At 42.2% G+C, this 21,045-nt stretch carries 16 protein-coding genes and 2 pseudogenes; 7 read left to right on the top strand and 11 right to left on the bottom strand.

Annotated elements, in window-relative coordinates; translation table 11 throughout:
• Window positions 1–216 precede the first annotated feature (216 nt).
• Window positions 217–1,146, top strand: a complete 930-nt coding sequence (locus DXA18_RS01805) for a permease (RefSeq protein WP_243006995.1) — start codon at window positions 217–219, stop codon at window positions 1,144–1,146.
• A gap of 119 nt (window positions 1,147–1,265) precedes the next feature.
• On the opposite strand, the gene DXA18_RS01800 is transcribed toward DXA18_RS01805, so the two are convergent.
• The 5 genes from DXA18_RS01800 to DXA18_RS01775 all read right to left on the bottom strand — a co-directional run bounded on the left by DXA18_RS01800 (window position 1,266) and on the right by DXA18_RS01775 (window position 8,071).
• Window positions 1,266–2,309: an ATP-dependent 6-phosphofructokinase gene (locus DXA18_RS01800; protein ID WP_118382421.1), complete on the bottom strand. Its 1,044-nt coding sequence runs from the start codon at window positions 2,307–2,309 to the stop codon at window positions 1,266–1,268.
• A 658-nt stretch (window positions 2,310–2,967) separates the two neighbouring features.
• Window positions 2,968–4,689: a dihydrolipoyl dehydrogenase gene (lpdA, locus tag DXA18_RS01790; protein WP_118382419.1), complete on the bottom strand. Its 1,722-nt coding sequence runs from the start codon at window positions 4,687–4,689 to the stop codon at window positions 2,968–2,970.
• Window positions 4,690–4,703: 14 nt separating this feature from the next.
• The gene (locus DXA18_RS01785; RefSeq protein ID WP_118382418.1) at window positions 4,704–6,050 is read right to left on the bottom strand and encodes a dihydrolipoamide acetyltransferase family protein; all 1,347 of its coding nucleotides are present in this window, start codon (window positions 6,048–6,050) and stop codon (window positions 4,704–4,706) included.
• 23 nt (window positions 6,051–6,073) lie between these two features.
• Entirely contained in the window at window positions 6,074–7,057 is a 984-nt protein-coding gene (locus tag DXA18_RS01780; RefSeq protein WP_330424354.1) for an alpha-ketoacid dehydrogenase subunit beta, read from the bottom strand.
• An 18-nt stretch (window positions 7,058–7,075) separates the two neighbouring features.
• Window positions 7,076–8,071, bottom strand: a complete 996-nt coding sequence (locus DXA18_RS01775) for a thiamine pyrophosphate-dependent dehydrogenase E1 component subunit alpha (RefSeq protein ID WP_118382417.1) — start codon at window positions 8,069–8,071, stop codon at window positions 7,076–7,078.
• Window positions 8,072–8,292: 221 nt separating this feature from the next.
• Here DXA18_RS01775 and DXA18_RS01770 point away from each other — a divergent pair, with 221 nt between their 5' ends.
• The gene (locus DXA18_RS01770) at window positions 8,293–9,279 is read left to right on the top strand and encodes a sugar-binding transcriptional regulator (protein WP_118382416.1); all 987 of its coding nucleotides are present in this window, start codon (window positions 8,293–8,295) and stop codon (window positions 9,277–9,279) included.
• Window positions 9,280–9,393: 114 nt separating this feature from the next.
• Here the strand turns inward: DXA18_RS01770 and DXA18_RS01765 are convergent, their stop codons facing one another.
• From DXA18_RS01765 to DXA18_RS01755, 3 genes are all read right to left on the bottom strand, one after another.
• Window positions 9,394–10,404, bottom strand: coding sequence for an ABC transporter permease (locus tag DXA18_RS01765; RefSeq protein WP_118382415.1), 1,011 nt, complete (start codon window positions 10,402–10,404; stop codon window positions 9,394–9,396).
• Entirely contained in the window at window positions 10,404–11,936 is a 1,533-nt protein-coding gene (locus DXA18_RS01760; protein WP_118382414.1) for a sugar ABC transporter ATP-binding protein, read from the bottom strand. Before DXA18_RS01760 ends, DXA18_RS01765 begins: the two co-directional genes overlap by 1 nt.
• Window positions 11,937–12,012: 76 nt before the next feature.
• Window positions 12,013–14,100 (bottom strand): substrate-binding domain-containing protein, encoded by a 2,088-nt coding sequence (locus DXA18_RS01755; protein ID WP_118382413.1) that lies wholly within the window; start codon window positions 14,098–14,100, stop codon window positions 12,013–12,015.
• A gap of 348 nt (window positions 14,101–14,448) precedes the next feature.
• On the opposite strand from DXA18_RS01755, the gene DXA18_RS01750 reads away from it, so the two are divergent.
• From DXA18_RS01750 to DXA18_RS01730, 5 genes and pseudogenes are all read left to right on the top strand, one after another.
• Window positions 14,449–15,294 carry an L-ribulose-5-phosphate 3-epimerase gene (locus DXA18_RS01750; protein WP_158567073.1) on the top strand — a complete coding sequence of 282 codons (846 nt, stop codon included), beginning with the start codon at window positions 14,449–14,451 and terminating at the stop codon, window positions 15,292–15,294.
• Window positions 15,294–15,929, top strand: a complete 636-nt coding sequence (locus DXA18_RS01745; RefSeq protein ID WP_118382411.1) for a class II aldolase/adducin family protein — start codon at window positions 15,294–15,296, stop codon at window positions 15,927–15,929. The genes DXA18_RS01750 and DXA18_RS01745 overlap by 1 nt, the downstream gene beginning before the upstream one ends.
• A 232-nt stretch (window positions 15,930–16,161) precedes the next feature.
• A pseudogene (locus DXA18_RS17580) lies at window positions 16,162–16,847 on the top strand (FGGY family carbohydrate kinase); the annotation flags it as partial.
• A complete protein-coding gene (locus DXA18_RS01735) occupies window positions 16,821–17,660 on the top strand; it encodes an FGGY-family carbohydrate kinase (protein WP_442873203.1) in 840 nt (279 codons plus the stop codon). The pseudogene DXA18_RS17580 and the gene DXA18_RS01735, both read left to right, overlap by 27 nt.
• A gap of 8 nt (window positions 17,661–17,668) precedes the next feature.
• Window positions 17,669–18,445, top strand: coding sequence for a DeoR/GlpR family DNA-binding transcription regulator (locus tag DXA18_RS01730; protein ID WP_118382408.1), 777 nt, complete (start codon window positions 17,669–17,671; stop codon window positions 18,443–18,445).
• Window positions 18,446–18,689: 244 nt separating this feature from the next.
• Here the strand turns inward: DXA18_RS01730 and DXA18_RS01725 are convergent.
• From DXA18_RS01725 to DXA18_RS01715, 3 genes and pseudogenes are all read right to left on the bottom strand, one after another.
• Window positions 18,690–19,538 (bottom strand): annotated as a pseudogene (locus DXA18_RS01725) (Rpn family recombination-promoting nuclease/putative transposase).
• A 334-nt stretch (window positions 19,539–19,872) separates the two neighbouring features.
• Window positions 19,873–20,055 (bottom strand): hypothetical protein, encoded by a 183-nt coding sequence (locus tag DXA18_RS01720; protein ID WP_118382407.1) that lies wholly within the window; start codon window positions 20,053–20,055, stop codon window positions 19,873–19,875.
• Window positions 20,031–21,029 (bottom strand): lipoate--protein ligase, encoded by a 999-nt coding sequence (locus DXA18_RS01715; RefSeq protein ID WP_118382406.1) that lies wholly within the window; start codon window positions 21,027–21,029, stop codon window positions 20,031–20,033. Before DXA18_RS01715 ends, DXA18_RS01720 begins: the two co-directional genes overlap by 25 nt.
• Between the last annotated feature and the right edge of the window lie 16 nt (window positions 21,030–21,045).

The raw sequence follows: 21,045 nt of genomic DNA, 5'->3' as shown, positions 1-21,045 counted from the left end.
ACGACCCATTCAATATTTTTTATATCATAACCATTTTTCTTCAATTCCTCCACTCTTTAGATATATTAAATGACCCATTTAATTTTCTTAAATTGTTTAACAAAAGACAAAGTTATAAAATTAAAAATGCTGGCGGATTTCCAAGGTTATCGGGGTGGACATCTGCCAGGTAACTGTTTATCACAATATTTTGGTATATTTATCTGGAGGGTTAAAATGAATGCAGTAATTTTACTAAGAATTGTTTTGATCGCATTTACAATCTGCTCTGCTTTGTTTCTGATTGTCGATCTGATCAAGCACAAAGACGAGATCCATTTCAAAAAGGGTATTACACTTGCCCTGATCGGTTTATTCACCAACATGCTGGATACCTGGGGTATCGGATGTTTTGCAACACAGTCTGCATGTTTCAAATTCACCAAATCAACAAATGATGAGATTATTCCGGGTACATTAAATGTTGGCAACACGATTCCCGTTGCATTAGAGGGCATCCTCTTTATGACTTTCGTAGACATTGATCCGTTGACTCTTTATCTCATGCTGGCCGCAGCTGCTATCGGCGCACTCGTTGGTTCCGGCATCGTCTGCAAATGGGATCTGAAAACCGTTCGTTATGCTCTGTCTGTCGGTCTGGTAATCCTGGCTGTTGCACTTGTATGCAAGAACGCCGGCGTCGGTCCATTCGGTGCTGTCGGCACTGCAACCGGACTTAGCGGTATTAAATTAGTCGTAGGAGTGGTCATTAACTTCTTCCTTGGCGCATTGATGATGATCGGTGTTGGTCTGTATGCTCCATGCATGGCACTTGTTGGCGCACTTGGTATGAACATCGGAGTTGCATTCCCAATCATGATGGGTTCCTGTGCATTCCTGATGAACGCATCCTGCTTTAAATTCATCAAAGAAGGAAAATACGACCGTACCGCAACGATTATGCTGTCCATTTTCGGATGTATCGGTGTAGTCATTGCATATAAGGTTGCATGCTTCCTGTCACTGTCCACATTGACTTACATCGTATGTGTAGTTATGATCATCACTTCCGCAACATTCTTCCGCGATGCGCGGAAAATGTCTATGCCTTCCGAATCAGAGCTGGCACAGAAAGAGTTACAGAAATCCGGAGCAATGACAGACTAATCAGTTAATATAAAAATCGCAAAAGGATTCATATAATAAATGGGAGGTAACTGGATTACATATCCGACACCTCCCATTTTTTATACTTTTCTTTATACTTTAAGCTGACTGTATTCGCTCTAGAATGAGAATGTCATTGCTCTCAGAACTTGCTTTTCCTCTTCGTCCAGCCGGTTCTCCTGCTTCAGAGCCTCTACCATATCTACATCCTTGATCTCACCAAAATAACGCACGACTACACGATTCGTCTTACCTTCTGCCAGAGCCTTTACAGCCACATATCCCATACGGGTAGCTGTCACACGATCTCGTGCTGTCGGTGAACCGCCTCGCTGAATATGTCCGAGTACGGTCACTCTAGGATCCAGTCCCAACTCTGCACGGATCAGATCTGCGACTTGATGCCCGGCAGTACCATTACCAACCACTTCATTATCCAGCGTTCCGTCTGCTTTACGCTTAGCTCCCTCTGCTACGATTACCATAAAATGGGTACGCCCTGCAAGTCTTGCATTACGGATCTTCTCCGCAACGTCTTCCTCAAAATCCCAAGGTTCTTCCGGAATCAGAACGGCTGTTGCACCTGTCGCAATACCAACATACAGTGCCAGATTACCTGCTCTGTGTCCCATGACCTCGATAACCGAGCATCTCTCATGAGACTGCATCGTATCACGGATCTTATCGATTGCTTCTACTGCCGTATTCGCTGCTGTGTCATATCCTATACTATAGTGGCTACATCCGATATCATTATCAATTGTACCCGGTATGCCAACTACAGAGATCGGATATTCCGTAGAAAGTGCCAAAGCTCCGGCAAATGTACCATCACCACCGATTGCCACAATTCCATCCAGTCCGAACAGCTTACAGTTATCGTATGCTTTCTTACGTCCTTCCTTAGTACGGAATTCATCACTGCGGGCTGTATACAGCATTGTACCACCCTCGTTGATAATATGCGACACATCCACCGCTGTCATACGGTACATGTCTCCACTGATCAATCCATGCCATCCGCGACGGATACCTACTACTTCAATTCCCATGTAGAGTGCTGTACGCACTACGGCACGTACAGCCGCATTCATACCTGGTGCGTCGCCACCGGAAGTCAATACTCCGATCCGCTTAACCGCACATTTCTTTTGCTCTTCCATCCTAACACCTCATTTCGATATTTGCATATCGTTCCTTCTTCAATGCATACTCACATTGTAACAATCTGAATTTAAAATGTCTATGAAAATATTGTCAAAATAATGTTAATAATTCAATCTGTTCTTTGAGATATTTCATAATCTATTGCTATTTAAATATATCTATATTATAATCTAATAAAAGAACAACCGCCCACAAGGGGTTGACCAGTATGTTAAGTAAAAACCGCCCTTACTCGCCAAAGTACAAGGGCGGTTTTGTTAGCTTTAATGCACTACTTCAAATTCGAAAAAATGAATGTCAGTAATGCAAGAATAAACATTCCGAAGGCCATCAGGTCTTTAAAATCAAAATGTCTCATCAGCACCACCCCCATTCTATATAAAATGGAGGTCAGCCACCCTGCAACACGATTGTTCTTATTAATCATATCATTCTTTTCATTTTTCTTCAATCTTTTGTATCATTTTGCATTTTACCAATTCCAATAAATACGCAAGTGTACATCCAACCGAAATGGAGCACTCGTAACAGTTCCATTAAACACTAATCTTTGAATTCAAAGCTAAGAACCTAATATAAACACGAAAAAAGCGCTTCCCCATACTGAAGCGCTTTTCTCACTATAAACATTTTAAGAAGGAATTAGAAATTGTCTTATTTCTTTTTTTTCGGAGGCTGGTGGATGCACATCCCAAGGCAGTCTGCGCATGCCTCTGCAAATGCCTCTGAGTAGCTTGGGTGAGCGTGAATGATAGATTCAGCTACTTCATTCACTGTAATCTCCATCTGCATCAGTGCGACTGCCTCTGCGATCATCTCAGATGCGACGCCGCCTACCATATGTACACCAAGAATCTGACCATATTTGTTGTCAGCGATTACCTTGATAAATCCTGTTGTCTCTCCAGATGCAACACTTCTTCCGTTAGCAGCCATATTAAACTTGCCAATACGAACTCCTTCTGGATGAGCCTCTTTTGCTTTTTCTTCTGTAAGACCTACAGAAGCAGCTTCCGGTGACAGGTACAGGCAGCTTGGTACATAGCTCAGGTCACATTTTACTGCGGTTCCCTTTACTGCATTTTCAGCTGCTACTTCACCCATCTTGAATGCTGAGTGAGCAAGCATGATACGTCCGTTGATATCACCACAAGCGTAGATATTATCAACAGATGTCTTCATCGTATCATCTACTACGATCTTGCCTCTCTCTGTCTTAATCTGATCAGCAAGCTTACCAAGGCATCCAAGGTCTGCTGCACGTCCGATTGACAGAAGGACTTTATCTACTTCAAATTCTCCGTTATCTGTTACGATTACCGGATGTCCGCCATTGTCTTTGATCTCTAATACTTTACGTCCGCAGTTAACGCTTGCGCCGCCTTTCTTCAGAGTCTTGTCAACTTCTGCAGAAATGTCTTTGTCAAGCATAGATACTACGCGGTCCATAGCCTCTACGATGGTAACCTTGCTTCCGAATGCGCTGAATGCAGATGCCATTTCACATCCGATTACACCACCGCCGATGATACCAAGTCTTTCCGGAACTTCTGTCATAGCCAGAATCTCATCACTGGTCATAACATCTTTGTGATCCACACCCGGAATCGGGATACGGATTGCTTTAGATCCACCGCAAAGGATGATCTTGTCAGCTTTGTATGTCTTGCCGTCACATGCAACTGTTGTTGCATCTTCCAGAGAAGCTTCTCCGGATACCAGCTTCACGCCATTTCCCTTTAACAGGCTTCCAACACCGCCTGTCAGCTGTTTTACAACTTTGTCCTTATATGCTACAACCTTTGGCATGTCTACGCTGTGCTCAGCATTAACTACAATGCCTCTTGATGCAGCTGCTTCGATATGATGAATGTACTCAGCAGTCTTCAGATATGTCTTAGTCGGGATGCATCCTCTGTTCAGACATGTTCCACCTACGGTATCTTTCTCGAAGATGATAACCTTTCCGCCAAGCTGTGCAGCACGGATTGCTGCTACGTATCCGGCAGGTCCTCCACCGATTACAGCTACATCATATTCATTTTCTTTCTTCTCTGCTACAGATGCTGCTGCCTCAGTTTTTGGTTCCTCAGCTGCCGGTGCATCTCCTTTTGCTGCCTGCTCCGGTACCTTTTCTCCGGCTTCTCCGACATATCCCATAACTGTGTTAACCGGGACTACATCTCCACCCTGATAAAACTGAGCAAGAAGAACTCCTGCTGCAGGAGACTCAATCTCCATGGAAGTCTTATCTGTCTCGATTTCCATGAACATTTCGCCTTTTTCTACTTTATCTCCAACATTCTTCAGCCACTTAACGATAGTACCTTCTTCCATGTCCATATCGTTCTTTGGCATAGTTAATTCTGTTGCCATATTATCCTCCTAGATTAAATCAAGATTGTGACCGGATTTTCAATCAGCTCTTTCAGGTATGACTCGAATTCGCAAACTTCTGTTCCGTTCAGGATTCTGTGGTCAAATGTTACGCAGATCATCATCTTCTTACGTACAACTACCTGTCCGTCTACCAGTGCAAGCTCATCCTCTGTTCCACATACACCAACGATAGAAGCCTCTGGCTGATTAATGATTGGTGTAAAGCTGTGTGTTCCGTACATACCAATGTTAGAAATGGTAATACGTCCGTCACCCATTTCGCTTGATTTTAATTTACCGTCTCTTGCTTTCTTAGCAAGTTCTTTTGCATCCTTAGATACCTGAAGCAGTGTCTTCTTATCAACGTCTTTGATTACCGGTACAACCAGTCCGTCTGTGATACCAACTGCCATTCCCACATTAACCTGCTTGTGGACAACATACTCGTTGCCTTCCAGCGTCATGCGGAATCTCTCGAACTTAGCTGTAGCTTTGCCGACAGCTTTAATGATCAGGTCATTTACAGATACCTTCTCAGCTTTCTCTTTACCCTCGTTGATCTTAGCACGAAGAGCAAGCAGCTCTGTAACATCAACCTTGATGTTCTGTGTTACGTTAGGAATCTCAGTATGACTTGAGTTCATGTTCTTCATGATAGCCTTACGCATAGAAGAAAGTTTTCTACGCTCAAGTACTTCTGCGATCTCCTTCATTGCGCCTGCAACATTTTCCTCCTCTGCTGCTGTCTGAGCCTGAGCAAATGCTGCCTTGATATCATCACTGAGGATCTTTCCTCTGTATCCGGATCCCTGAATAGTTGAAAGATCTACGCCGAGATCTGCTGCCATTGCCTTAGCAAGCGGTGTTGCAACCGGTGAAGCTTCAATTGCTGTAAATACATCAATTGCACGGATCTCGCCGTGACGACCTGTCGGAACTACTTCTTTCAGATCGATTCCATTATCTTTTGCAAGCTTCTTAGCATATGGAGTTGCAGGAATTCCACTTGCATCAGACAGAACCTTTGCAGGTGCTTTTTCTGCAGCAGGTGCTTCCTTTTTCTCTTCCTTCGGAGCTTCCTCCGCAGCAGCCTTTGCGCCCTGCTCCGGAACAGCTTCTCCGGCTTCTCCGACATATCCCATAACTGTATTAACCGGCACTACATCTCCGCCCTGATAGAACTGAGCAAGGAGAACTCCTGTTGCCGGAGATTCGATCTCCATGGAAGTCTTGTCTGTCTCGATTTCCATGAACATCTCACCTTTTTCTACTTTATCGCCAACATTTTTAAGCCATTTAACGATAGTACCTTCTTCCATGTCCATATCGTTCTTTGGCATCGTCAATTCTGTTGCCATTATGCTTCCTCCTTACTATCTTCCTATAAAACGTCTCTTACTGCAGCTTCGATCTTAGCTGGTGTAGGGAATGTTTCAGCCTCAAGTGTCGGGTTAAATGGCACTGGGCAGTACAAAGCACCAACACGTTTGATTGGAGCGTCAAGATAGTAGAAAGCTTCGCTGTCTGTGATCTGTGCAGCAACTTCACCGCCGAAGCCACCGAACTGAACAGATTCGTGAACGATTACAGCTTTGTGTGTCTTTTTAACTGATTCAATAATTGTATTTGTATCAAGTGGTGAAAGAGTACGAAGGTCAACAACCTCAACATTGATTCCTTCTTCTGCTAACTTCTCAGCCACGTCAAGACTCATCTGCACCATTCTTCCGTATGTAAAGATACTTACGTCTGTACCTTCTCTCTTTACATCAGCAACGCCAAATGGGATTGTGTAATCCTCATCCGGAACCATACCTTTAACATTGTACAGTTTCTTCTGCTCAAGGAAGATGACTGGGTTGTTGTCACGGATTGCCTGCTTTAACAGACCCTTTGCATCATATGGTGTAGATGGAACTACAACCTTCAGTCCAGGTACATGCAGATACATCTGCTCCAGAGACTGTGAATGCTGAGCAGCTGCTCCAGTACCACCACCAGCTGCTGTACGGATAACCATAGGTACACTTACCTTACCTGCGAACATGAAGTGCATCTTTGCAGCCTGGTTGATGATCTGGTCATAACATACTGTCATGAAGTCAGAGAACATCAGCTCAACGATCGGACGCATACCTGTAATCGCCGCACCAACACCTGCTCCTACGAAAGCCTGCTCAGAAATAGGAGTCTCACGAACTCTCTCCGGTCCAAACTCTCCAATCATTCCTTTGGAAACACCAAATGCTCCATCGTAAACACCAATATCTTCACCCATTAAAAATACTTTTTCATCGCGACGCATTTCCTCAACCATAGCTTCACGAACCGCGTCTCTATAAGAAATCTTTCTCATTTCACTCATCTTTCTTTTCCTCCTAAACTACTCTGCGTATACGTCTGCTTCCAAATCTGCAACAACCGGCTGTGGCTGAGCCTTAGCGTACTCGATTGCATCTTCGATCTTCTTATCAACAGTTGCCTGCATAGCGTCAACTTCCTCATTTGTAAAGATCTTATTCTCTACAAGGAATTCGCGGAAACGGATGATCGGGCTGTGATCTTCCCAATATTTGATCTCTTCTTTTGAACGATATTTATTATTATCTGATTTAGAATGTCCAGATGTTCTGTATGTATTCTCAACTACGAGAACCGGTCCATGCTCGTTCATTACATACTCACGGGCTTCCTTAACTGTCTCATATACTTCAAGAACATTGTTACCGTCACACTCAAATGCCTTAAATCCAAATGCATCTGCTCTCTTTCCGAAGTCTACTGTCTTAGTAGCTTTTGCTTTTGCTGTAGACATTCCATATCCATTATCTGTCAGGATAAACAGTACAGGCAGTTCCCACACAGATGCCAGGTTCATAGACTCAAGAATTGCTCCTTCGTTAGAAGCACCATCTCCGAAAAATGCAGCACATACACGATTCGGAATATTCTGCATCTTAATACTGAGTCCTGCACCACATGCGATAGGTCCGTTACCACCAACGATACCATTGGCTCCAAGGATACCATTGTCGAAATCGCAAATGTGCATTGATCCACCTTTACCATGGTTTGTACCTGTTGCACGTCCAAGGATCTCTGCCATCATGTCATTTACATTAACACCTTTTCCAAGCGCCTGTCCATGTCCACGGTGTGTAGCCAGCATGTAATCATCTTTTGTAAGTGCTGCTGAAGTACCAACACCTGTTGCTTCCTCTCCAATGCTCAGGTGCATAGTTCCGTGTACAAGTCCCTGTCCAAACAACCAGAATGCTCTCTCTTCAAAAGTATGTACAAGCATCATTCTTTCCATCAACTCTTGAAGAAATTCTTTGTTTTCCAATAAGCTCTTGTCTTTAACATTAAATCCTTCCATAGTTATCTCCTTCCAAATATCCATGTTTACATTTGTATACTTGCTTTTCTATTGCAAAGCCTTTCTGTCCATAATATAGCACTATGACATGCCAGTGTCAACCGATTTAGTTTATTTTTGTAATTTTATATATTTTCCTCTTTACAATTGTTAACTTTTACTTGTCAAATCACTATTTTCGTTCTATAATATATTAAACTTACAATTGTAAAGAGAAGAAGGTGATTACATTGTCCATTTCTCAGGAGCACAGATATTATCTGAAGCTGAAAGCTTTATACTATTTATATGAAGAAGGTTACACGCAGACAGAGATTGCCAAGCTGCTCAACATCTCCCGCGTAACCTTAAGCCGTCTGCTGGAAGAGGCCAAAGCCGAAGGTATGATCAAATTCGAGATCGTAGACGTACGCGGTGCCATGAAGACGCTTCAATTAGAGGAAAAGCTCCGCCAGCGTTTCGGACTGCAGGATATCAAACTGGTAGACTGCTCCGGAGCCGATACCGATACACTTACCAGAAAGATTGGTTCCGAAGCGGCTTCTTATTTTGAACAGCTTGTCCATAATAATATGAAAATAGGCCTGACCTGGGGACGTACACTGAACAGCATGATTGAGAATCTGCCGCCGAATAAGAATATCCGGGACATCCACGTGTATACACTGGTAGGCGGTTCGTCCCAGAGCGTGGATTTCCAGCCGAACATTCTGGCACAGCATCTAATCGATAAATACAATGGACACGCCACCATTCTGACAGCACCATTTATGTGTCAAAGTAAAGAACTCTGTTCTGCCATCAAAGAAGAACCAACGATTGCTTCTATATTAAAAGCCTCACACAATCTGGATGTTACTCTGGTAGGTATCGGTGAGGCGCCTGTCCGGGATGCAGATCACCTGTCAGATTATCCATTTGACACCGCTACGATCAACGAACTGGTGGACGCTGAGGCGGCCGGGGATATCTGTGGTAACTTCTTTACCATCACCGGCGAACTATGCAACACAACATTGAAGAACAGAATCATATCCATCGATATCCGGGATCTGCCGGAACATAAGCGCGTCATCGGCGTCGGCGGCGGTGAGAAAAAAGTCCGCTCTATCCTGGGTGCACTGAACGGACACTATCTGCATGCACTGATCACCGATGTACAGACAGCCGAGAAAGTGCTGGAACTGGCGGATAACAACACCTTGTAAATGAACAGTCCTAATCCTTAATCACAGGCATTAAACGCAAAGAGTGTAAAAGCCAATAACGGCTTTCACACTCTTTTTGCGTTTCGTACTATATTATATTCAATATAAGGGGTTTTAAGACTGTGATGCTTTTAAGGATCTGTAATATGTTACACCATCAATTGCTACTGCAATCAGCACAATCGCGTATTTTACGAAATCCTGCCAGTATGACGGAACCATCATCAGTGTAAGTGCATCCTGGATGATAACGATAAACAAAAGTCCTAAGATTGAACCGATAACAGAACCACGTCCACCATTCATACTTGCACCACCGATAACAGCTGCTGAAAGCGCTACCATTTCTTCTCCCGATCCGGCATTTACTGCTACTCCGGAATAACGGATCATATAAATGATTCCTGCCACACCCGCAAGTGCTGCACACGCAACACATGCAATAATTTTCATTTTGTCAACCTTAATACCAGAATAAAGAGCTGACTGTTCGTTACTGCCTGTATAGAATACTTTTCTCATACCAGCTGAATTACGGACATACAATTCAGCTATGATTGCAATTACTATGAAGCAAACGGGAGCCATCGGGAATACGCCACCAATTGTTCCCTGCCCAAGAAATGCAAATCCCTTGTTCTCTGCAAACACACGTACCAGAGATACCGGAGAACCACCTGTCAAAATGTATACAAGACCTCTGGCAATTCCCATAAAACATAAGGTAACAATGAAGTGTGTCAGATGAAGCTTCGTTACAAGTAATCCAATGATCAAACCGATCAATGCTGTCACTGCGATACCAGCCAGTGAACAGAGCCATGGATGATTACCATTTCTCATCAAAAGTGCTGCTACTGTCATAGACAGACACAATGTCGATCCTACAGAAAGATCGATACCTCCGGAAATCAGACTGATTGTCATACCGATTACAACGATACCATCTACCGCCATACTTGAGATAACTACCTTCTGGTTACTCCATGTCATAAAACTTGGAGTAATAAATGATAAAACAATATACATGGCCACGACGATTAATGCGAGCATAGCCTCTCGTCTCTCCATAAGTTTTGCGAAGAAACTCTTTCCCTTTCTTGTACTTACATTATTAGCTGCCATTATTGTGCCTCCTTATTATCGTATTTGTATGCTCCAGAAATGTAGTATACAACCGTATCTGAATCGAATTGACGTTCTCCTGTAACTTCCGGCACCTGATCACCGTCGATATCAATCATGATCAAACGGTCGCAAAGTCCCAACAATTCATTCATTTCTGATGAAATCAAAATAACTCCAATACCTTCATCTGCCAGCTTTCTGATATACTTTCCAATTTCAGACTTCGCTCCGATATCAACACCTCGTGTAGGCTCATCAAGAAGAATAACCTTCGGAACTTTTGCAAGCAGTTTTCCAAGCAATACCTTCTGCTGGTTTCCACCAGAAAGTCTTCCGACCACCTGCTTAGGACCTTCTGCCTTGGTATTCAGTTCAGCAATCTTATCCCTGGCAAGTTCCATTTCTTTTTTCTTGCTGAGTATAATTCCATTGGTAATCAAATCCAGATATGTAGAACTGGTATTCTCAGCAATTGAATAATCAAGGAACAATCCGCTTTTTTTACGATCTTCTGAAAGCAATACCAGACCTTTGTTATAAATTTTTGAAGTACCTAATTTATCAATATTTTCACCAAGAAGTTCAACCGTTCCTGATGAACGTTTTCTCAAATTAACTATCGACTGCAAAATTTCTGTTCTTCCGGCGCCTACCAGACCCGCAAAGCCAAGAACTTCTCCTTTGTATAATGAAAAGTTAATATCTCTGAAACGGTTCTTTGCATCCGTAAGATTTTCAACTTTAAGCATTACGTTCGAATCACTATAATCAATATGTTCTGCTTTTGGTGGATAAATATCGCTGATCTCACGACCAACCATGTCCCGGATCAGCTCATCTAAAGGTGCATCCAATGACGGTCTTGTAGAGATAATCTCCCCATCACGCAAGACTGTTACCCGGTCGCTCTGTTCAAACACTTCTTCCATACGGTGACTGATAAAAATAATTCCCATACCTTCCTTTTTCAGTTGTCCCACAATCTCAAAAAGTGCTTCTGCTTCACTCTCTGAAAGTGCCGCTGTTGGCTCATCGAGAAGAAGAATCCTACATTTATATGCCAATGCTTTGGCAATCTCAACAACCTGCTGCTGAGATATCGGAAGCGATGAAACCAATGCCCTTGGATCGATCGTATCACCTGCCATCGGTCTCAAGATCTCCGCTGCTTCCTTTACCATTTTCTTAAAATTAACTTTTAATGTGTGACTGTCGCTAATACTTGTCATCATGATATTTTCTGCTACAGTTACATCCTGACACAGTTCAATTTCCTGATGCACAAATCCAATTCCAAGATTTTTGGCATCGAGAATAGATGTGATTTTTTTCTCTTCACCATCAATCAGAATCGTTCCCCCGCTTGGCTCAAAAACTCCACCGATGATATTCAGCATCGTAGACTTTCCCGCACCATTCTCTCCCAAAAGTGCATGTACTTCCCCAGGTCTCAGTTCGAAGTTAACATCTCTCAGAACCTGATTCTGCCCAAAACTTTTGGATATATGTTTCAGTTCAAGTAATGCCATAATCTCACCCTTTCTTCATACTGTTAAGTAACAAAACGGCGGCTCCGGGAGCCGGAGCCACCGCCAAAATCAACACTTACTTTGCTTCGTAAGGCTCAATGAGCTGATCTGCACCTGATAATCCAATGTTCTTCGCATATGAATCAAGGTAGAAGCAATCTGCATTGTCTTTCGTTACGATTGAAAGTGAGTTATCCATGTATGGTGTCTGCCACAGGTTTTCACCAGCTGCTTCACGACCATTCATAGGATGTAAAATTTCATTGTGTGCTGCAAAGTAACAGTTAAGCATAGACATATATCCCTGCAGATACTGGTCTGGTGCAATTGCAAAGAAGAACTGGTCTGCCTTTAGAAGGTCAAGAACCTCTTCTGATGTATCACAGCATGCACACAGAAGTGCCTGTTCTGATCCGCCACCGATCTCAAGACCTGCCTGAGCTGCACCTACTGCTGAAGAAGCTTCTGGTGTAAATACGGCTTTGAGGTTAGCATCTTTCTGGTATGTAGTCATAACTGCTGAATAAGTAGCGTCTGCATCCTGTCCAGAATTCTCTTCGTAAATTGTGATGTCCGGATAATTTTCTTCCATGTAAGCGATGAAAGCGTTGTCACGATTCTCATGGTTTGTCTGTCCAGGATTTCTCATAACGAGTACGGAGCCTTCTCCTCCGAGTGCTTCACCGATTTCCTGAGCTGCTCTGTTACCTTCTTTTGTATTGTCAGATGTTACATACGCTGTTCTTTCTGAGTCCGGTGCATCAGCTGCGAATGTTACGATCTGAACATCATCTGCGATTGCACTGTTGATTGGATCAACAAATGCTTCTGCTGTTGTCGGATGAACCAGAATACCAGTTGGATCAAGAGCCATAATCTGACTGAATACATCTGCCTGTGCAGAAGCATCCCACTCAGGTGTTCCCATGTAGTATGCACTTACATCAAGAGCCTTAGCTGCATCTTTCATACCCTGCATTACAGGATACCAGTACTCTACACCAGAGATTGGTACACACATATAATACTTTTCGCCTGATCCATCACCAAATCCACAGCCTTCTGGCTCTTCCAAAGGCTCAAGGATTTCTTCACTGTCTTTGTAGCCAAGCTTTTCTGCATATGCATCAAGATAGAAATCATCTGCATTGTCAGCTGTTACGATTGAAAGACCATTGTCCATAAACGGGCTCTGCCATAAGTTCTCACCAGCGTCTGCACGACCATTCATTGGTTCAAGAACTTCATTATGAGCTGCAAAGAACAGATCCAGCATTCCCATGTATCCCTGCAGATACTGATCAGGAGCGATTGCTGAGAAGAACTGTCCTGCTTTCAGAAGGTCAAGAATCTCTTCTGAAGTATCACAACATGCACATACAAGAGCCTGATCGCCGTTACCGATCTCAAGACCTGCCTGAGCTGCACCTACTGCTGAAGAAGCTTCCGGTGTAAATACGGCTTTGAGATTAGCATCTTTCTGATATGTTGTCATGACTGCTGTGTAAGTAGCGTCTGCATTCTGTCCGGAATTCTCTTCATAAATCTTAATATCCGGGTAATTTTCGTTAATGTAAGAAATGAAAGCATCGTCACGTGTCTCGTGATTTGTCTGTCCTGGATTTCTCATAACAAGGATAGATCCCTTACCACCGATTTCTTCTGCTACTTCCTTTGCAGCAGTAGAACCTTCTTTGTTATTATCAGACGTTACATAAGCTGTTCTGTTAGAATCTGGTGAATCAGCTGCAAATGTTACAACCTGAACATCATCTGCGATTGCACTGTTGATTGGATCAACAAATGCATCTCCGTCTGTCGGGTGCAGCAGGATTCCGGTTGGATCAAGTGCCATGATCTGATTAAATACATCTGCCTGTGCTGAAGAATCCCACTCAGGTGTTCCCATATAGTAAGCCTGTACGCCAAGTGCGTTAGCCGCTTCCTTCATTCCCTGGAATACCGGATACCAATACTCTACACCAGAAATCGGTACGCACATATAGTACTTCTCACTTGAATCACCTTTCAGCTCCGATGCTGATGATTTGCTGGATTTTGAACCATCAGAGCTTCCCGAATCTGAAGCTTTGTTGCCACATCCAGCCAGCAACGATCCCGCCATCGCTAACACCAGTAACGATGCGATTATTTTTCTTTTCATACAATAACCTCCTTTTTTCTCTTCTCCCTTTTGTTACTTTTGTTGTCAAAAGTACTTTTCACCACGCACGTTATTGTGAAAATCGATCAACTTTAGTTTGGATTCTATTCTTTTTTGTGCACTTCGTCAATGAGTTCGAATCATTTGGATTCGTTTGGATTAATAATACCGATTGCGTGTCAAAACAGGTCATTTTTTTCTACACTTTTGCAATATATTTGAAAATTGACTTGCCTTATTTTCACATGCTAGAATTTATTTGCACGTGAATAATGAAGTCGACCAATAATGAACCAGATGTATTATATTCAAAAAATTAACAAAATTGTTTCGTTCAAAGGAGAAATTATGATACAGCATAAATTTGGTCTCTATGAAAAAGCACTGCCAAGAGATCTTGCACTTTCTGAAAAACTTCGTATTGCGAAGGATCTTGGATTCGATTATTTCGAACTCAGCACAGATGAAAGCGAAGAATTTCAGGCACGCGTTACCTCAGATAAATCTGAGATCATTGAGATTCGAAAGGCAATCGAAGCTTACGACATACCGACCATGACCATGTGTCTGAGTGGTACACGTAACTGCCCGATCGGAAGTGAGAACCCTGAACTTGCAACAAAGGGTATGAAACTTACCATGGATGCCATTCATTTTTCTGCTGAAATTGGTCTTCGCATCATTCAGCCTATGGCATACGACGAGTATTACAATACTCGCAATGAAAAAACATATGCGCTTTTCCTTGAAAATTTGGCGAAGCTCACACAGGAAGCTGCATCCTGCGGTGTCATGTTAGCGTTGGAAAATGTGGATATCGATACAATGGATTCTCTGGAGAAGGGTCTGCAGATCATCGAACATGTGGATTCCCCTTGGCTACAGATATTCCCGGATATTGCCAATCTTTATTCAACAGGCAAGGGGAATACTTGGTCATGTGACCAGTATCGTCTTGCAAAGAAGCACCTTGTAGCTACCCATGTGAAGGATACCGTTGTCGGCAAAGTAAGGGATATTCCTTTTGGCAATGGTAATGTTGATTTTATCAAATTTTTCAAAACACTTCGCGAGATTAATTTCAGCGGTCCAATGACACTTGAAATGTGGGCACAGAATTATGAAGATCCTTATAAGGCAGCGAAAGACGCCTTAAGCTTCATCAAAGACAAATATGAAAGGAGCAGCCAGTAATGTACGAACAAGAAAAACAGGAAATGATCGAAACTGCGCTGGAAATGAAACGCAATAATCTGATCGCACTCGCAGGAGGTAATGTCAGCCTCCGTATGCCGAACGGTGATATTATCATTACACCATCCGGTATGTCTTATGAAATAATGACACCTGACGATATGATCGTCTTTGACAAAGATAAAAACATTATAGAGGGAACTCGTAAACAATCTGTTGACACTCCGGCACTTTTTTACATTTTTGATAATATGCCGGAAGTCAATGCAATCCTGCATACTCATCAGCCATATGCAACAGCAGTCGGACTTGTATCAGACGAATTGCCGGCATGCCTGACCACTCTTGCCAACGCTACTCGTGGTGCAGTTACCGTAGCACCTTACTCTCCACCGGGAAATCTTTCCATGGGACAGTTGACCGTTGACTATATCGGTGACAAGCTTGCAGTCATTCTGAAACATCACGGCGTTATCACAGTTGGAAAGGATCTGCATGAAGCATTGTATGCTGCTGTATATCTTGAAACATCTTCCATCACTTATCTTTCTGCTGCTGGCGTTTGTGAGCCAGCACTTCTCACAGAAGAACAGAATGCTGAGTGTGTAGCTGTTTGGGCTAATGTTGGACAGTAATTTCAATATTTGCTTATTCTTTATTAATGAAATGCCGGACAACTTTGTCCGGCATTTTGGTTCATTTTAGTTCATTTCTAACTGTATTTTAGGTTTTTCTATATCAAAATAGTTCTTTTTTGTTTATTTTCAACCACTTTTGACATTTAAATGACTTTATCTGTTAATTATGGTATTCTTACGGCAAATGATATAGAAATCACTTCATATCAAACAAGAGAGGAGAATTGATATGGCATATTTAATGGGTATTGATATCGGTGGAACAATGGTTAAAGCTGCAATATACGATATGGACGGTAACGAAATTGCCGTTCATGGTGAAAAATTGCACATTTCCTATCCGCATAGCGGTCAAAACGAACGTGACATGTACGAAGTGAAGGATATGTCTTTAAAAGCAATCAAAGATGTGATTGCAAAAGCCGGCATTCAAGACGGAAAAGAAATCTTATCGATCGGTATAACCGGACAGGGCAACGGTGCTATATGGTCGATAAGGATGGGGCTCCTACATGGCCTGGTATCCTCAGTAGCGATGCCCGCTCTAAGGGTTACATCAAGAAATGGCTCACTGATGGCACATTTGATTCTGTATTTCCACAGATTCGGAACAAACTCTGGACAGGACAGACAAGCCCGATTGTTGCCTGGTTTAAGGACCACGAACCAGAAGTCCTCAACAAAACAGCTCACGTCGGAAGCGTCAAAGATTATATCCGTTACATATTAACTGGTAATTTTGTATGTGAAATCACAGAAGCATCTAGCTGGAATGTTGTCGACATGGCAACCGGCCAGTACGCGGACAATCTGTTTGAAGCATTTGGAATTGCTGAATACAAACACATCTTTCCACCAATCATCGAAAGCTGCGAAACCGGCGGCACAATCACCACCGAAGTAGCCAGACTCACAGGACTTGCGGAAGGAACTCCTGTAGTTGGTGGCTTATTCGACATCAGCGCATCGATTCTTTCTGCCGGTATTGTCGAAGAAAACCAACTAGGTATAATTGTCGGTTCCTGGGGCATTAATAGTATTCTGAAGAAGGATGTTGTCGATGACAAAGACATTTTTATGCAGTACTATTACGGTCTGCCGGGATACATTTCCTACATGGAAGGAAGTTCTACTTCCGCTTCTACCCAGGAATGGTTTATCGATACTTTTATGGAACGTTCCAAAGATGTATATACGACTTATGGAAAAATGGTTGATTCCACACTGTATAAAAACTCAGTATTTTTCCTTCCGTTCATCTACGATTCCAATGTAAACATCGATGCCAAAGCTGCATTTATCGGTCTTCAAAATAACCACACTATCGCAGATATGATGCGCGCATTGTTTGAGGGCGTTGTATTTTGCCACAAAATGCACATCAGTCGTCTTCTTCCATACTGCGACAATCCATCTGTAGTGCGAATGGCAGGCGGAGCTACCCGTTCTGAAGTCTGGATGCAGATGTTTGCTGATATTCTTGGCATCCGTGTTGAAATTTCACAAGCCGAAGAGCTCGGAGCAATGGGTGTCGCCCTCTGTGCCGGAGTTAATGCAGGCGTGTTTGACTCTCTGCAGGATGCCGCCAAAAAATGGGTAAAAATCAAAAAAATATACGAGCCAGATATTGAAAAGCACGCTTATTACGAAAAGAAATACGCTGCATACTGCGCTATCATTGATGCAATGGATCCGGTATGGAGCCAGATTGAAGGCTTAAAAGAATAGGAACTATTATGCAAGAAAAGAGATTGAATGAAATTCAAAACTACTTAAAAAATCATGAAATCTGCACTTATGAAGAACTACGGGAATATTGTGACGTTTCGCTGAGCACCATCAAACGAGATATCGACTTTTTAGATGCCGAAGGACGTTTGCTCCGCATCCGTGGCGGTGCCAGAAGACTGCCAAGTGATCCATCTTCGCTGGCACAGGAACAACAGCCAATTGAAATGCTCAAATACGAACCTAATTTGGATCGAATTGCAAAAAAAGCCTGCGAATTAGTGACCAATAATGATATTGTTTTCCTGGGATCCGGTGTTACTGTCGCACATATGGTACGTCATTTGAGCGGTTTTAAATACTTAACCGTAATCACCAACAGCATATATGTCATGCAAGAAGCATTTCATTACAATATTGATGTTATGATGATTGGCGGTATGCTGAATCGTGGCACCATGTCCTACAGCGGAATTCAGTCTATCAACCAGCTCAAAGGTCTGAACGCTAATATTGCTTTTATGAGCTGCAATGGCATTGCTATCTCACATGGTATTACCAATTCCAGCGAGGTGGAGGGCGATGTCAAAAAAGTTGCCATTCAGATCAGCGGAAATTCCGTACTTCTCGTAGACCATAATAAGTTTGACAAGATTTCACTTCACACCATTGCTGAAATGAAGGATATCTCGACCGTGATTACTAACAAAACACCTGACTTCCGTTATATAAAGGAAGCCAATGACGGACACACCGAATTAATCGTAGTAGATGAAGAAGTTTAATCACCTTCAACCAGTGATTTCACTTAAATCCATCAGGATGTTATCCATATCTATCAACCAAAAGAACTGTTGCTTTACAAAACAACCTGTAAAGCAGCAGTTTCTTTTGGTATTCTATTCAATTTTAAAACATTTTGCTTTCTCCCTCATTTCCCAGATATCAATAATTTAATCTAACAATACTAGTTACTCTTCATATCCAAAAATAAATGTTTGATATACTCTAGCATTTCGAACTCAAATATCACAAAACGCCAAATTCTTTTAGCAATTTTTTCAAATACTTCTCATCCGTCATTGCTTTAATAGCTTCTTCTGAACGTCCCACCCGTTGCAACGCTTTCCCCAAAGCTAAAATTTGCTCTTCGGCCTGTTGTTTTCCCTTCTGCATTCCTATTTCTTCTCCTTGGATTCGCGCACTCTTCATCTGACTGTTATAGTCTCTGATATTCTTCTGTCTTGTCTCGTATTCTAATCGTTTCTGTTTATCCAGGCTCAGTCGTTCCAATTCTTCATATGCACATTGAATATACTCATTCCGTTCACTCATAGCTTTTAATTCCTCCCTGTTGCTTCCACCAAGGAATCTGATCCACTGGACGATCGGTTTTTCATCTGCCATTACCGGTGGTACTTTCGTAATCTCCAGAAAATGTAACTCCAACAGATCACTATACTGCTCTCCTGTAGCCATATCACGCAGTCCGATTTTATGATAACAGTTCTCGTCATCCTTAAAATGTTCATAAGCAAGAATACTTACATGAACGCATTTCTGAAGTTCATCATATCCCTTTCCTGATTCGATCTGATCGATATACATTTTCGACCAGTAAAACAGAATCCGGTTCACCTAGTATGTAAAAGGTTCTACCTGCATCTCCAGATCCGTCTGCGTCCCATCAATAAGCTGAACTCGAACATCCAATATGCCGTACTTATCTTCTTTAAATTCTTTCCTTAAAACTGTAGGCAATAATGTAGTCTTGCCGATTTCTTCTGGTGATACATCTAACAATGCAGATATCAGCCCCTGCCTCACCTTTTCATTCTGCATCATTTCTTTGAAGCAAAAATCCACCTTGGGAAGCATAATAAAATCATTCTGGTTTTCACATAATCCTATACTATTCATACAATACTCCTCTCTTCGACACCTCTATAGAAAGGAATATTTTCTTGCATTTATCATATCACAAATGATTCATCTTGAAAATAGTATAGCATCCCTATTTCTACAGTTTTGTGTCTTTCTTTTGTTTTCATCCTGGAAATGTCGGAACATCTGACCTTGATGCCGGAAAATTTCTTGAAGTTACTTTGATTAAAATATACGACGTAATCTTTGTACACATACAATATCACGTGTACATAAGAATCGCAAGTTGTTTTTATGTAAAATTAAAGATTTTATTTTTAACATTTATTTAAATATTACCATTTTTCGGTAATATAATAATCAAGCCTGATTTTTGCCCTAACATCTTATATATAAATACCGCCGTATCTATGGTTTGTTTTCCACAAATACGGCGGTTTCTCATCCATTCTTCACAAGCAGCAGACCTCTTGCCGCTACTTATCTTTACAGCTCTACCTTCCGGATCCATCCTTCGATATCCCGGAACATCTTTTCTTCCTGCTCATCTTCACTGTGCAGTCTTCCGATACGATCTGCCATGAGCTGGTTATTATATTTCTGATCCTTTAACTGCTCCGGAATCTGACCTATTACATCCGGCTTCAGGGAATCTGAATATACAGCTACATCTACCACCATGCCGCTATCTACCTGGAACTGCATGTCTATCTGTCCCCAGTCGAATCGTTCGGATACTTCATACTGGAATTCAAATTCTCTTCCGTAAATCCACTCCCATGAAGAATATTTGTCATATAATGTATCTACTTCTTTCTGGTCAAGATCTGTCTCTTTGATTTCTTTGCTTTCGTATCCGTATACTTCTTCAAAGGTTTCACGAAGTGCTTTCTTAAGAGCATCAATTGTCAGCTCCGGATTATACTCTAACAGATTGGTCACTCTGGAACGTACCGATGCAATTCCCTTGGATTCCAGCTTTTTCTTCGATACATTTAAATATTTGTTCAGCTCATCCAATTTGACATTTACCATCAGTGTACCGTGATGATACCGGCGTCCTCTGTGCTCGTGAAATGCATTGCCGGAGAACTTCTTGCCATCCACCAGAATATCATTTCTTCCGGATGCCTCTGCATGAACGCCAAGCTTCTGTACCGCTTTCAGGATTACGTCTAACTGTTTTTTCAGATCGTAATTCTCTTTGCTTACCAGAAATGTAAAGTTCAGATTACCCAGATCGTGAAATACTGCACCACCCCCGGATAACCGCCTTGCGATCACTGCACCATCTTCTTCGATCCGGCTGATCTGACACTCTTTCCATGCATTCTGGTTTCGTCCGATTACAATTGTATGCTGGTTCTGCCAGAGGTAAAGAATCGCCTCATCCTCTCCACAATGGGAAAACAGATACTCTTCCATTGCCAGATTCTTATATGGATTCACTCCTGTACTTTCTATATAAGTAAGTTTATTAATCATGCTTGTTCTCTCCTAT

The organism is Dorea sp. AM58-8, from assembly GCF_003464045.1.
In the GTDB taxonomy this organism is placed as follows: domain Bacteria; phylum Bacillota; class Clostridia; order Lachnospirales; family Lachnospiraceae; genus Claveliimonas; species Claveliimonas ammoniilytica.
The sequence above is the reverse complement of the archived record's forward strand: the minus strand, read 5'-3'. Positions and strand labels throughout refer to the sequence as shown.

What these genes read in the sequence shown, in the direction of transcription:
- DXA18_RS01745 (WP_118382411.1), top strand. Translation starts at nt 15,294, where the DNA reads ATGTACGAACAAGAAAAACAGGAAATGATCGAAACTGCGCTGGAAATG.
- DXA18_RS01715 (WP_118382406.1), bottom strand. Translation starts at nt 21,029, where the DNA reads ATGATTAATAAACTTACTTATATAGAAAGTACAGGAGTGAATCCATAT.
- DXA18_RS01775 (WP_118382417.1), bottom strand. Translation starts at nt 8,071, where the DNA reads ATGGAAGGATTTAATGTTAAAGACAAGAGCTTATTGGAAAACAAAGAA.
- DXA18_RS01750 (WP_158567073.1), top strand. Translation starts at nt 14,449, where the DNA reads ATGATACAGCATAAATTTGGTCTCTATGAAAAAGCACTGCCAAGAGAT.
- DXA18_RS01805 (WP_243006995.1), top strand. Translation starts at nt 217, where the DNA reads ATGAATGCAGTAATTTTACTAAGAATTGTTTTGATCGCATTTACAATC.
- lpdA (WP_118382419.1), bottom strand. Translation starts at nt 4,689, where the DNA reads ATGGCAACAGAATTAACTATGCCAAAGAACGATATGGACATGGAAGAA.
- DXA18_RS01755 (WP_118382413.1), bottom strand. Translation starts at nt 14,100, where the DNA reads ATGAAAAGAAAAATAATCGCATCGTTACTGGTGTTAGCGATGGCGGGA.
- DXA18_RS01730 (WP_118382408.1), top strand. Translation starts at nt 17,669, where the DNA reads ATGCAAGAAAAGAGATTGAATGAAATTCAAAACTACTTAAAAAATCAT.
- DXA18_RS01760 (WP_118382414.1), bottom strand. Translation starts at nt 11,936, where the DNA reads ATGGCATTACTTGAACTGAAACATATATCCAAAAGTTTTGGGCAGAAT.
- DXA18_RS01720 (WP_118382407.1), bottom strand. Translation starts at nt 20,055, where the DNA reads ATGGATCCGGAAGGTAGAGCTGTAAAGATAAGTAGCGGCAAGAGGTCT.
- DXA18_RS01780 (WP_330424354.1), bottom strand. Translation starts at nt 7,057, where the DNA reads ATGAGTGAAATGAGAAAGATTTCTTATAGAGACGCGGTTCGTGAAGCT.
- DXA18_RS01765 (WP_118382415.1), bottom strand. Translation starts at nt 10,404, where the DNA reads ATGGCAGCTAATAATGTAAGTACAAGAAAGGGAAAGAGTTTCTTCGCA.
- DXA18_RS01785 (WP_118382418.1), bottom strand. Translation starts at nt 6,050, where the DNA reads ATGGCAACAGAATTGACGATGCCAAAGAACGATATGGACATGGAAGAA.
- DXA18_RS01800 (WP_118382421.1), bottom strand. Translation starts at nt 2,309, where the DNA reads ATGGAAGAGCAAAAGAAATGTGCGGTTAAGCGGATCGGAGTATTGACT.